Origin of the sequence: Brevibacillus sp. BD137, from assembly GCF_041644655.1 — a bacterium.
In the GTDB taxonomy this organism is placed as follows: Bacteria; Bacillota; Bacilli; order Brevibacillales; family Brevibacillaceae; genus Brevibacillus; species Brevibacillus brevis_D.
Map to the genome: position 1 here is coordinate 202773 of NZ_JAOTNO010000002.1, position 12951 is coordinate 215723.

Annotated in this window: 10 protein-coding genes; 9 read left to right on the forward strand and 1 reads right to left on the reverse strand. The window is 48.5% G+C overall.

From position 1 onward, the window contains the following. Nucleotides 1–18: 18 nt before the first annotated feature. Nucleotides 19–1467 (forward strand): serine hydrolase, encoded by a 1449-nt coding sequence (locus ODZ53_RS04570; RefSeq protein WP_372676104.1) that lies wholly within the window; start codon nt 19–21, stop codon nt 1465–1467. After that, nucleotides 1464–2549 (forward strand): serine hydrolase domain-containing protein, encoded by a 1086-nt coding sequence (locus tag ODZ53_RS04575; protein ID WP_372676105.1) that lies wholly within the window; start codon nt 1464–1466, stop codon nt 2547–2549. Before ODZ53_RS04570 ends, ODZ53_RS04575 begins: the two co-directional genes overlap by 4 nt. A gap of 65 nt (nt 2550–2614) precedes the next feature. On the opposite strand, the gene ODZ53_RS04580 is transcribed toward ODZ53_RS04575, so the two are convergent. Next, entirely contained in the window at nt 2615–4672 is a 2058-nt protein-coding gene (locus ODZ53_RS04580; RefSeq protein WP_372676106.1) for a LuxR C-terminal-related transcriptional regulator, read from the reverse strand. 188 nt (nt 4673–4860) lie between these two features. Here ODZ53_RS04580 and ODZ53_RS04585 point away from each other — a divergent pair, with 188 nt between their 5' ends. The 7 genes from ODZ53_RS04585 (at nt 4861) to ODZ53_RS04615 (ending at nt 12948) form a co-directional block, all read left to right on the forward strand. Next, a complete protein-coding gene (locus tag ODZ53_RS04585) occupies nt 4861–5286 on the forward strand; it encodes a VOC family protein (protein ID WP_372676107.1) in 426 nt (141 codons plus the stop codon). 69 nt (nt 5287–5355) lie between these two features. Continuing rightward, nucleotides 5356–7710, forward strand: coding sequence for an IPT/TIG domain-containing protein (locus tag ODZ53_RS04590; RefSeq protein ID WP_372676108.1), 2355 nt, complete (start codon nt 5356–5358; stop codon nt 7708–7710). Next, a complete protein-coding gene (locus ODZ53_RS04595) occupies nt 7677–8018 on the forward strand; it encodes a hypothetical protein (RefSeq protein WP_372676109.1) in 342 nt (113 codons plus the stop codon). The genes ODZ53_RS04590 and ODZ53_RS04595 overlap by 34 nt, the downstream gene beginning before the upstream one ends. Before the next feature lie 127 nt (nt 8019–8145). Beyond that, nucleotides 8146–10401: an ATP-binding cassette domain-containing protein gene (locus ODZ53_RS04600; protein WP_372676110.1), complete on the forward strand. Its 2256-nt coding sequence runs from the start codon at nt 8146–8148 to the stop codon at nt 10399–10401. Between the two features lie 253 nt (nt 10402–10654). Continuing rightward, nucleotides 10655–11317 (forward strand): TetR/AcrR family transcriptional regulator, encoded by a 663-nt coding sequence (locus ODZ53_RS04605; protein ID WP_372676111.1) that lies wholly within the window; start codon nt 10655–10657, stop codon nt 11315–11317. Next, complete coding sequence (locus ODZ53_RS04610) at nt 11304–12188, forward strand: amidohydrolase family protein (RefSeq protein ID WP_372676112.1); 885 nt, start codon at nt 11304–11306, stop codon at nt 12186–12188. Before ODZ53_RS04605 ends, ODZ53_RS04610 begins: the two co-directional genes overlap by 14 nt. Next, nucleotides 12175–12948, forward strand: coding sequence for an enoyl-CoA hydratase/isomerase family protein (locus ODZ53_RS04615; protein ID WP_372676113.1), 774 nt, complete (start codon nt 12175–12177; stop codon nt 12946–12948). Before ODZ53_RS04610 ends, ODZ53_RS04615 begins: the two co-directional genes overlap by 14 nt. Nucleotides 12949–12951: the final 3 nt, after the last annotated feature.

Consider the following 12951-nt stretch of genomic DNA (forward strand, 5'->3'; position numbering starts at 1 on the left):
AACAAAGGAGAGAAACATATGCAAAATAACGGATGGATTGATTCTTTTGAACAATATGCCCAAAATTGGATAACCAAAAGTCAGGTTCCTGGTGTTTGTATGGGATTAGCAAAAGATGGTCAAATCTTCTATAGTAACGGATTTGGCTTCCGTGATGTGGAACGGCAGTTAGGAGTTACAATCGATACCGTATTTGGAATTGGATCGATAACAAAATCCTTTACCTGTGTGGCGGTCATGCAATTACAAGAGGCGGGTAAGTTATCCGTACATGACCCTGTTCTCAAATACTTGCCAGAATTCCGTCTGAAAAATCTTGATGTGGGGCAAATCACGATTCATCATTTTATGACGAATACGAGTGGAATTCCCCCCTTGCCCACATTTTTGGCAAGTGTGATGCGAAGCTTGGACGCGAACGAGGTAGAAGACCTTCCATTGATGCAAAACCAGACAGATGAAACGGTCCCAATCGATACGTACGAAGACCTGATGAGTGTAATCTCTACATTAGATTTAGAGCTTCTAGGGCCACCAGGCACGGAGTTCAGTTATTCCAATGACTGTTTCGCCTTGCTGGGAGCGATCATTGAACGCGTCAGCGGGAAGTCGTATGAAGCTTATGTCAAGGAGCATATCATCGATCCAATCGGGATGGAGCACACGAGCTTTTTTCTGGAAGAGCTAAATGGCTATGAGAATATTACAAAGCTGTATATCATGCGAGACAGAGGCGATCACAAGGAAGTGCTCTCATCTCCGAACTGGTGGGATTCTCCCGCTTCTCGGGCGGCAGGATTTATAAAATCAACCGTGCGGGATATGTTGAAATATACGGACATGTTCTGCAAAGGTGGGCTTACCGCAGGGGGCAATCGTATCCTAACACCTGAAAGTGTACAACAAATGATGACCCCTTATTTTCCGACTGATATGGCACCAGGTCAATTTTACGGGTACGGCTTGGTCATAACAACTGATTACTACGGAAGAACGCTCGTGGAACATAGTGGTGGTATTAAAGGGGTAACGGCTCAAATGTGCTTCTTTCCCGAGACAGGACTGGCCGGAGTGGCACTGTCCAATATAGAATTGTCGCCTGTTGTGGCGGTGATGGTGGGTGCGTTAAATAGTCTGGAAAACCGCCCCCCGGAATCCTCTCATCTGGTTAGCAAGATTGATTTCCTAACCGAGGAAGCTATGGATCAATACGCAGGGGATTATCAATCGAGTGAGTTTGGGACATTGCCGGTCCGATTGGAAAATGGTCAACTGGTGCTCTCCTTTTTGGGAGAAAACTACGTGATGAGACCATTTGCTGAAGATATCTTTGTAGTCCGGGCTTTTGGAACCGATTTCTCCACACGGTTTATCAGGGATGGAAATAATGAGATTGTTCGAATGGCTTTTGCTGGAAGGCAATTTATTATTCAAGATAAAAAAACGAGTGGGGGAAACGAAAAATGACCCAGAGCGCCAACGTAAGTGATGCGAGATGCCGCCAGCTTGATGAGCTTTTTTCTACGATTGCCGAACAAAACAATTGGAGCGGCAACATCTTGATTTTGGAAGAAGGGAAACCTTTCTATCAAAATTCCATAGGAATCGCCAATCTGGAAACGGCTGAGAGATTGTCACCGCATACGGTTTTTGAACTCGCATCAGTTTCCAAAGCATTTACAGCAATGGCCATCATGATCTTGCAAGAGCAAGGGAAGCTCGACTATACAGATAAAGTGGATAGCTTCTTTCCAGGTTTCCCTTATGCCGATATTACCGTAGAGAACCTACTTGTACACACATCTGGTTTGCCAGATTACATGGAATTGTTTTCGAAATCTTGGGACAAAGAACAAATTGCTACAAATCAAGACATACTCGAACAGCTGATCAAGCATCGACCCGACGTGTTGTTTCAACCGAATGAAAGGTATGAGTACAGTAATACTGGCTACGCTTTATTGGCGTCTATTGTAGAACACGTAGCTGAAATACGATTTGCCGATTTCTTGCAGCAACACATTTTTCAACCACTAGGTATGCAGCACACGAAGGTGTACAACCGAAGATATTCTTCTGAGCTAACTCAGCAATACGCCTATGGATACGTGTATTCTCCTCAATCTGAAGCAATCGTGTTACCGGATGAATCAAGTGAGCACGATTTTGTCATTTATCTGGACGGCATTCAGGGAGACGGTGCGGTCAGTTCAACACTGGATGACTTGCGTAAGTGGGACAGAGCTCTCTACACAGAAAAGCTGGTCAAAAAAGCGACACTAGAGAGAGCGTTTTCCCCAGTGCAGCTTAACGACAATAGTCTATCAAATTATGGATATGGCTGGCGGCTGTGTGAAGATCAGGTGACAGGAAAAGTCGTGCATCACGGCGGAAGCTGGCCGGGGTATCGAAGCTGGCTAAGACGATACATCCAAAAAGATAAAACAATGATTTATCTCACGAACGTGGATCAGGAACGAGAGTGGACAGAAAAAGTAATAGAGGCAGTCGAGAATATTGTTTTCGAACAACCGTATATCATTCCGTAGTCATTGCTAGTTATAGAATAGAAAAAAAAAGAGGAACCGTCACCTACGGTTCCTCTTTTTTCGTCCTACACAAGCATTTTTTTCACCAGCTGTGTCCGGTTACTGACATCCATCTTTTCAAAAATCGATTTCAAATGCTTTTTTACTGTGACTTCGCTCAAATACAAGCGGGCAGCGATTTCCGCGTTCGTTATTCCCTCAAGAACAAGCGCGGCTACTTCCTGTTCCCGTGCCGTCAGCATGCTCATGTCCAGCGTTGTAACTATGCCTGGAGATACAGGTGGATCAGCAGATGGAACTGCTTCTTCTTCCAGGCGTAAATCCGCATCTAATCCAGAGCGTTTGAGCAGCTTTTGCAGGTAGGAGGACAGATGCTGGCCTTGCGTATCACGAAAAAATACGAGTGTGGGTGTTACTCCGTCGTAGTTGGTGTGGGTGGCAAATTCAGCAATATCAAATCCCAAACTTTCATGGGCGGCTTTGAAAAAAGGAAATGGGGCAGGTGAACACAACAAAAACTCTCCAGTGAACATCAAGCCGTGGAGCATATGGCCAATGGCTGTATGTTGGGAAACATCCTCGTAATCGTCTTGGTGAATCGTGTGAATGAACCAGCCAGCCCTTGTGTGTTCTGGTACCCTGAACCGTTCAAGCTCTTGTGTGGATAGGGCAGTGAAATAGGAACGGGAGCCGGAATGTTCCATGAGGTAAGGAAGGGTTTTTTCATTGATGGGAACAACTGCGGCAAGCGCCGAGATCGCTCCGTTTTCATTGCGCAGAACGCGAAGTACGTCATATCCGAGTGAGAATAGACGGTCATGATCAAGCCAATTCAATGGGTACAAGGTTTGCTCCGCTGTCAGGTGAAAATCAAAATGGCGGTTTGTATGCGGATCAAATAGTTTGATCGTTTTAGGGGAGGGAGAGTGCCGCTGATTGCGGATATACTCCAGCAGTTCTTCCCGATGACCAGTGTGGATCGATTCGAATGGTTTGGGTAATGGATCGAACCAATTTAAAAAGGCGCGAATGAGTGCGTCACCCAGAAAGAAGGTCAGCTCCAATGCCTCAGGAGTGCGGACCGAATGTGCTGACTTGGTAAACTTCTCATAATAGTAGTGAACGGCACGCTTCTGCAAATCTCCAAAATGCAGCGGAGTACGTGCCCGCATATCCTGGGCGATGGCTTCTCTCATCAAGGAATGAATCGTCCAGCCGCTGTCCACTTTCCGTACAAACGAAAATCGAATCAGTTGGAAAAACTCGGACGCCGTAATTTCCCTTTTCAATAAATAAGACAGATTATCCTGATTGAAGTGACGCAAAACGGCAGCAGCTTCCACGAGCGGACGCAAATGGTCGCCTGGAACTTCTCGTAGCCATTGACTTACGACAAATGGCAGCGTGTCCATTTCCTCATGAAAAGCACCGATTCCTTCTTGATCTTTCGATTGCAAGGTAAACGAAAGCAATGAAAGGGTAAGGGGATGCCCTTTGGAGCGACGCCACATTTCTTGGATGGTAGGCGGTTCAAAAATGTAACAGTAATGCGCATACCGCTCGACAGCTTCGTAAGGAAGATGGGGCAAAGGGACCCTACTTATGAAGTGCCGCCAACCGGGTGAAAGAAGCCAAGCTTCAGACAGCGGATGCCGACCTGCGATCACGATCAGGATATTCGGGCTTAATCGTTTGAAAAAATATTCGCGGAGCCAATGGTCCAAGCCGTCCAAGTTCTCGTAAATGTCGAGAAAGAGGACGAGTCTCTGATCTGCTACCTTTTCATTCAGCTTCGAAACACATTCCTCCAACAATTGGGCAGGATGCAGCTCTTCTCTCTTATGATAAACGTGCAATGCCTGCAAAATATGTAGGCAAAAATCAGAGGGCGTGTGCCAAAATTGTTCGCTATCCATAGAGAGAGTAGCTGCTTGATGTAGATGAGCTTGCCGCTTAAGCTCGTCAAGCAAATAGCTTTTTCCTACGCCTGCGGTCCCGAAGAGATTCATGATTTTTTTGGAGCGCCGCTCATCCGCAAGCAACTTCAAAAAATGAAGGACTTCCTCGGTTCGTCCTACCAACAGACGACTTTCCAGATCTTCAAGACTATCCTGATAATTCATCGCATCACCTGCTCCATCACAAGGTTTTACCTTTTTCTTCCTACGATTTTACTACGCTTCTTTTATACTGAGTACTCCTATTTATCGCACGGGTATCCTTTTGGATGTATCCTTTCGAGTAATATCGAGCCCTGTATTCTCGGTGTTAGGATGAAACAGGCGAGTCAATACGAAAGGATGGAGGGAACATGTCAAAGCTAAGCCGCTTGGGTCACATTTCCTTATATGCGCATGATGTTCGCAGATTGGCCTCTTTTTATGAAACCGCACTTGAACTAGCAGTGGTGAACCATAGCGACGAAACGGCATGCTTGGCGATTGATCCGCTATCAGGCCGGCACGATTTGCTCATCCTGAACAATCCGCATCATGTGCATCTGGCATTTTGGGTAGATACGTTGGATCACTTCAAGGAAGTGTGGAGGAGGCTGACGGATCACGGGATTTTGGCAACTGGACCGTATGTGGAGAGCGAATATGCACGTTTTTCTTTTCTGGATCCGGAAGGCAATCATGTGGAGATCATATGGGCGCATCGAGGGGAAACACCCCCTCCACACAGAAGAAAAATCAGCTTTCGGGAGTTAGAGGAATTCGGCGTTTGTCAAGAATGATCATCCGTACAATAGAGACTGGCTCGCACAAACTATTTCATTCATGGTGATAAGGGAGAGGAAAAAAGAATGTCAACTTCTACAAACACGTTCAATACAGGGGGAAATACGCTCGGGATTACGACTATGGCTGTTAATCCGGCTTCTTTCCAAGCAGCACCTCAAATGGTTCAGGATCGAATAACGTATCACAAAGCGGTGCTGGAATCATTCGGGATTACTTCCCTGACCAGTCTAGGGTCGCTCAAGATCCGTGGGACAGTAGTACCTCAATCGGGGCTGACGAAACCAAGCCCCACGCTCGTCAGTGGGAATACCCTGATTCAGTCTGCGTATCAAATCGACGCAGCCAAACCAACACCAACCTTGCAAATGTTGAGCGGAAAAGCGGAACTGTTGCAAGCAATCCCGTTTCCTAAAAAAATGACGGCTACATTAGCAGTACCATCTCCTGCTTCGGCCTTGAATATTTCAGTAGACACTGCCTACTGGGCCGCATCGGAAATTTATATCGAGGATGGAACGAATGTCATTTTGAAATATCCGCAGCGTTACTTGATCATCATCGCCGAAAAGTTGACGGTCGGACAGAATGTTACGTTTACATGGGAGCGTCCTTACCGCTATGTACCAGCCAAACGACAAAAACCAATAACACCGCCAGATGCACCGATGTCTTCAACGCTCTCAGGCATTCCGGGGACACCTGGAACATCAGGATTGCCCGGAGACCGTGGATTCGACGGGGCTGCTGCTCCTGAACTCGAATTATGGGTCCTCAATATGGCGGGACGTCCTCATTTTGACTTGAAAGGGCAAGATGGCACACAAGGTGGCCCAGGGCAAGACGGTGGAGATGGTGGCCGCGGAGGAAAAGGCAAACCAGCCGAATTGGATTGGGCAGGATTTTGCAAAGCCGGAGCAGGAGCAGGTGGAAACGGAGGACGTGGCGGTGCAGCAGGCTACGGCGGCCCAGGAGGCAATGGAGGCGCTGGTGGGCGGTTGGCCTTGTACGCACCACAAACCATCATCGAAAATTATTCGAAAGGTTTTGCGATCACGATTGAGGGAGGCAGCCCAGGTGCAGGCGGAATCCCCGGCAATCCTGGTGCGGGCGGACCAGGTGGGGCTGTGGGTGACAGCAAGAATGCAAAATTCGGTACAGCATGCGGTCCCGGTCCGAGAACGGCAGGTCAACCGGGAGAGCAGGGTTCATTCGCCGATGCCGGTCGTGTCGGATATGCGGGGGGCAGATTGTCTGATCCTGTCAGCTTTCAAGCCATTGACGCAGATGAATTCAGGCGCAAGCTCTTGGAGCCGTCGATCAGCCATGTCTCTCCGCTCTATGCATTCGCTGGTGATACAGTGACGCTGGAAGGAAGTCGTTATACCAAAACCGATGTCGTTCTGATCGATGGAATGGAAACGAAAACCCAGGTAGTAAGTGATACCATGCTTCATTTTGTCTTGCCTTTCGTGACAGGAGGCTCCCATACGCTCCAAGTACGGCAATCAGATATGACTCTTTCGAGCAAGGCATCCGTCTTCGTAAATCCACGAGTCATTTCTGTCCAGCAGGAAAATCAAGTGAAAACACGGGTGAGACCCGGACAAAAAGTGATCGTGAACGGAAGCGGCTTTTCCGAAGGGACACTCGTCTTGGTAAACAACCAAGAAATGCCCGATGTTCGGATGGTAAGTTCGACGCAAATGGAATTTACTTTGATGCGACCTGCCGAGGTGGAGAGTAATCCAGCTGGTGAGCAGGTGACTTTGAAAGTGCGGCTTTCCGATGGCACACCTTCCAATGAAATTCCACTGACCCTAGAAACCTTCCATATGCTCGTGATGGGCGATTCCGTGAGCTGGGGGCAAGGCTTGCAAGAACATGAGAAGTTTTATTCCATCGTGGGAGCAGCCGTTCAGGCCAGAGAAGGAAATATCAAGCAATATACACAAGTACTCGCTCATTCCGGCGCCATCATTGGAGAGGGTAAGCATGACATAGTGGCCCCGGTAGACGGCGAGGTACCTAAATCATTCCCGACGATTCTGCAGCAATGTGCGTTTTTCCAAGGTGCGGTTGAATTGGTGGATCTGATTCTATTAGATGGGGGCATGAACGATGTCGATGTTCGGACAGTTCTGAATCCATTCCATCCAGCCGACTTGGGAAAATTACATTACGACTATTTTTATGTGAGTATGAAGCAATTGCTGGTCGATGTAACGAATAAATTTACACAAGCGAAAGTCATCGTTACCGGTTATTATCCCCCTGTGTCTGAAAAGAGCGATATGACTGCGGTGGAAGCACTGTTGATCGGTGTAGGGGCCATTGTTGGGGAGTTGGCGGCGGTGCAGCCGGAGGAATTCTCGGGCTGGCTGAGTTGGAAAAGGTATGCAAGCGCTGTGCCCAGCTAGAAGCAGAATCAAAGGTCTACCTGCGAAAAGCGATTGATGAGAGGAATGCGGAGCTAGGACAACAACGTATCTTTTTCGCCGATCCGAATTTTGGTCCGGAGCATGCAGCCCTTACGGATGACCCGTATGTATTCGGCATCAATTTGGATTTAACACCACAAGACCTGATCGCGGCCGAACGACTCGTCTCCTGCACAGAAGCTGGGTGCACGGGCCTGGATTTTGAGATTTGCAAGCGTGCCTCCATCGGTCATCCTAATCAAAAGGGAGCCCAGGCGTACGCGAATGCAATCTTGCCTCTTCTGTAATCAAGCAAAGAAACATAGGATGATTGTCACTGAAAAGCTGTTAGAGGAACTGATGTTCCCTAACAGCTTTTTCATGGTACAATGCAAATATAAATAGAACTGAATGCTATCGGAAGGGATGATAGGTATGAGTGAGTCTAATCAGGAGTATATCGTAATCTCCGGTGCGAGGGAAAACAATCTCAAAAACGTATCCTTGCGTATTCCCAAGCGAAAGATTACGATCTTCACCGGTGTATCTGGATCGGGCAAGTCGTCAATCGTCTTCGATACGATCGCCGCAGAATCTACACGCTTGCTGAATGAGAACTTCAGCATGTTCGTGCGCAATTTCCTACCCCGCTATCCGCAGCCGGATACAGACGCGATTGAGAACCTGAGCATGGCGGTTATCGTGGATCAGAAGCGACTGGGCGGTGGTTCTCATTCCACGATGGGCACGATTACTGATATTTCTCCCATTCTCCGATTGCTCTTCTCCCGAGTAGGTCAGCCAAATGTTGGACAAGCGAACATGTTCTCTTTTAACGATCCACAAGGTATGTGTCCCGAATGCAACGGGATCGGTCGCAAATTAGGCGTCGACCTCAGCAAGGCAGTGGACATGTCCAAGTCGTTGAAGGAAGGGGCAATCTTGCTGCCGGACTATAAGGTGGACGGCATGGAATGGAATATGCTCGTGCAGACGGGCTTCGATCCTGACAAGAAGCTGAGCGATTATTCGGATGAGGAGCTTGAGCAGCTATTGTATGCCAAGGCGAGGAAAGTAGAGATGCAATTCGCCGGGAAAGCCGTGAATATTACTGTGGAGGGCGTCCTTGAGAAGTTCACCAACAAATACATCAAGCAGGATGTAAAAACGAAGTCGGAGCGTACACAAAAAGCTGTTGCGCCATTCATCTCCGAAGGTCCTTGTTCCAGCTGTCATGGTGCGAGACTCAATCAAGCTGCACTCAACTGCAAAATCAATGGCCTCAACATTGCAGAGATGTCCTCCATGGAGGTCGGTCGGCTCATACGCATCATTGCTGAGATTGACGATTCGGTTGCCGCACCGATGGTCAAGTCGCTGACGGAACGGTTGCAGCATCTAGTCGACATCGGACTGGAGTACTTGACGCTGGATCGTGAAACGGATACCTTGTCCGGCGGCGAATCACAGCGCGTAAAGATGGTGAAGCACCTGAGCGGCAGTCTGGTGGATGTCACTTACATTTTCGATGAGCCCAGCGTTGGCTTGCACCCCCGTGATGTACACCGATTAAATGAATTGCTTCAGAAGCTGCGCGATAAGGGCAATACCGTCATTGTCGTCGAGCATGATCCCGATGTGATCAAGGTGGCAGATCATATCGTCGACGTCGGTCCTCACGCCGGTAGCCACGGTGGCACTATCGTGTATGAAGGCAGCTTTGAAGGACTGCTGGAATCAGGGACACTGACAGGCACCCATATGAAGCGGCCGCTCCAACTGAAGCAAGATTCCAGGAAGTCTTCGGGCAAGCTGACCATCGAGGATGCCACACTGCACAACCTGCGGAACGTGAGTGTTGATATACCAACTGGAGTGCTGACAGTCGTTACGGGTGTTGCAGGCTCGGGTAAGAGTACACTGATTAACGAAATATTCCTCTGCAAGCATCCGGATGCGATCGTCATCGACCAATCGGCGGTAGGTGTGTCAACACGCTCGAATCCTGCGACCTACACAGGGATTATGGATGATGTGCGCAAGGCGTTTGCTTCCGCGAACAAGGTCAACCAAGGCTTGTTCAGCTTCAACTCCAAGGGGGCTTGCGAGAACTGCCAAGGTCTTGGTGTTGTGTATACAGACCTTGCATTCCTTGAAAGTGTAAAGCTACCGTGCGAAGTATGTGGAGGGAGACGGTTCAAGGAAGAGGTGCTCGCATACAAGCTGAACGGCAAGTCCATTGCCGAAGTGCTGGAGATGACTGTGGAGCAGGCATTGGAATTTTTTGAGCAAAAAGAGGTTGTGCGCAAGCTTCAGGCGATGAGTGATGTGGGGCTGAACTATATTACACTCGGCCAACCGCTCAGCACGCTCTCGGGCGGGGAATGTCAGCGTATCAAGCTGGCTAGCGAGTTACACAAGAAAGGTAGTATTTACGTGATGGACGAGCCGACAACCGGCCTGCATATGTCAGATATCGGTCACCTTCTGGAGATCATGAACCGCCTCGTGGATGCAGGCAATACGGTAATCGTCATCGAGCACAACCTCGATGTAATCAGCCAAGCAGATTGGATTATCGATATGGGACCAGATGGGGGCAGCAACGGCGGTCAGGTGGTCTTCGAGGGCACACCTCCGCAGATCATTCATGCGGAGCAGTCCATCACGGGAAGATACTTGAAGCAATAGGCTCCTATGTCATAACGGATACAGATCTCCTCATGGGAAACCGGAGGAGATTTTTGTTATGCCGAAACCGATGTCAGAAAATAAAAAATAATCTTGACATTAAATCGAGCGATTAGTAAAGTGGTGATTACAGGCAGCCTATCGATCGATCGATCGACAAAACCCAAAAAAGCAGATGATGTAACCGCGACAAGTAACTGAACATGAGAGGCTCTCGTTTCCAGCAATCATCAGTAGAAAGGAGCGCGCTTTTTTGACGAAAGAAAAAATATTTCAAGCTGCATTACGGCTATTCGCAAGAAAAGGTTTTGAAGCAACCAGCATACGCGATATCGCTCAAGAAGCAGAGGTAACTTCCTCCACCCTTTATCATTACATGAAAACAAAAGAGGATCTGCTCGTTGCCATCATGCAAGAAGGGTTACAGACCCTTCTCGGAAATGCAAAGGAAGTGCTCGCTGAGCTTGAAGCACCCGAACAACAATTGGCAGCGTTTGTCCAGCTTCATGTTACCAGCCATGCCATTGACAAGCTAACAGCGTTAGTAGTAGATACCGAGTTCCGTGCGCTGACAGGAAATACCCGCGAAGAAATAGTCAGGCTGCGCAGTGAATATGAGCAGCTCTGGCAGCGTATTTTAACGGGCGGATTGGAGAGAGGCGTATTTACGATAGAAAATACCAAGCTTGCCGTCCTGGCTTTGCTTCAAATGTGCACGGGTGTCGCCCATTGGTACTCACCCGATGGCCCAAATTCATTGGAAGAAATCAGCTTGAATTTTTCTGATATGGCGCTTGCACTCGTTCAGGCAAAACGAAACGGTCAGCAACTGACTGTCTCCGATTTGGATCTACCTACACCCGCTCGTTTTTTTATGAAACCATGGCTAGGGGCTGCTGCGTATGAACATTCTTGATGCCCGTGTCCGCTTGCCACAGCAGTTCCGTGAGGCACGCATAGGTGAAATGCGAAATGAGTACGTCGCTCAATATGATGCGGTGTTACAAGTAAGATCGACTATGGCAAAAACGCTCGACGATTTGATGCAAGAAATGAAAGAATCAGGAGTCGACCACGCCATTATGCATGCAGAATACGAGTTCGGCGAGGATGGGGATGCGCTGAATGAAGCATTGGCAAAAGTCATATCCGCTCACACCGAGCTCTTCTCAGGATTCGGTACGATTTCAATGGAGCATTTCAGACCGATGCGCGCTGTCCAACAAGTGAGTCGCATCAGAGAGCTGGGCTTTCTGGGAGTAAACATCCAGCCTGCATTTTTTGAGATGCCAATCGATGATCGCAAATTATATCCCGTATACGCAAAGGCTGCCGAGTTAGGCTTGGCAGTTGCCATTCATACGGGAATTAATTATTCAAGGATTCATCCCATCCGGAATGAACACCCGCTGCTGCTGGATCAAGTCGCTTGTGATTTTCCGGAATTAACATTGATCGCGTGTCATGGAGGGTGGCCCTGGGTGCCTGAAATGGTTGCCGTAGCGCGCAAGCACCCCAATGTTCTGATGGATTTAGGCGGGCTTTCTCCAAGATATTTGGGGGTGCAAGGAGCCGGGTGGGAGATGATGTACAGGTTGGCAAACAACCTCTTGCAAGATCAAATCCTCTTTGCAACAGACTGGCCTGTATTTCCTCTGAAACGCGCCATTGCAGAATGGAAGGAATTAAGCATAAAGCCCGAGGTGCTTGAGAAGGTGCTCGGTTCGAATGCAAAAGCATTGTTTTCCAAAATAAAGGCGGAGGTAAAAAAGAATGATAACACGTAAGGCGGTGGTAGAGTGTGAGATCCATCAAGAGATAGGCTGGATTCACCTGAATCGTCCGGAGCGGTTAAATGCGGTGATTCCTCAATTGGTAGAGGAGCTGTTTGGATCGCTCGATAAATTGGAACGGGAAGGAGTAAGGGCAGCAATACTGGCTGGCCGCGGGAATGCTTTTTGTGCAGGACATGATTTGCGTCATGAAGAAGAAAAGCCTGAAAATGAGGCTGAGCTCCGCTTTAATTTACAGAAGATTCAGGATATAACAAGGAAGATTCAGCGCGTTCCTTTTCCGGTGATCGCTGCGGTCCACGGGTATGCATTAGGAGCAGGGTGTGAGTTTGCGCTCGGATGCGATTTGATCATCGCCGCTCAAGATGCCGAATTCGGCTTTCCGGAAGTGAGTGTGGGACTTAGTGTTACCGGAGGGATCTCGCATATCCTTCCCATCACGATCGGACTGGTCCGGGCGAAAGAATTGCTGTTCTTGGGCGAAAGGTTCGGTGCATCGCAAGCACTGCATCTAGGACTCATCAACAAGGTAGTGGATCATACAGTGTTAGCTGAAGAAGCTGACAAGTGGGCGAAACGGTTAGCTGAGCTCCCGCAAGTAGCACTGGCAAAAGCCAAATTTGCGCTAAATCGCGGGGCACAATGCGATCTGGAGGCAGCTTTTGAATTGGAGATCGAGCATGCGTTGGCAACCGTGCAAACGATCGAATCCAAGCAGGCGGCGGAAGCGTTCCGAAAAAAAGGATCGGTATAGAGA

Coding starts and splice junctions, on each gene's coding strand:
- ODZ53_RS04570 (WP_372676104.1), top strand. CDS start 19: ATGCAAAATAACGGATGGATTGATTCTTTTGAACAATATGCCCAAAAT.
- ODZ53_RS04575 (WP_372676105.1), top strand. CDS start 1,464: ATGACCCAGAGCGCCAACGTAAGTGATGCGAGATGCCGCCAGCTTGAT.
- ODZ53_RS04580 (WP_372676106.1), bottom strand. CDS start 4,672: ATGAATTATCAGGATAGTCTTGAAGATCTGGAAAGTCGTCTGTTGGTA.
- ODZ53_RS04585 (WP_372676107.1), top strand. CDS start 4,861: ATGTCAAAGCTAAGCCGCTTGGGTCACATTTCCTTATATGCGCATGAT.
- ODZ53_RS04590 (WP_372676108.1), top strand. CDS start 5,356: ATGTCAACTTCTACAAACACGTTCAATACAGGGGGAAATACGCTCGGG.
- ODZ53_RS04600 (WP_372676110.1), top strand. CDS start 8,146: ATGAGTGAGTCTAATCAGGAGTATATCGTAATCTCCGGTGCGAGGGAA.
- ODZ53_RS04610 (WP_372676112.1), top strand. CDS start 11,304: ATGAACATTCTTGATGCCCGTGTCCGCTTGCCACAGCAGTTCCGTGAG.
- ODZ53_RS04615 (WP_372676113.1), top strand. CDS start 12,175: ATGATAACACGTAAGGCGGTGGTAGAGTGTGAGATCCATCAAGAGATA.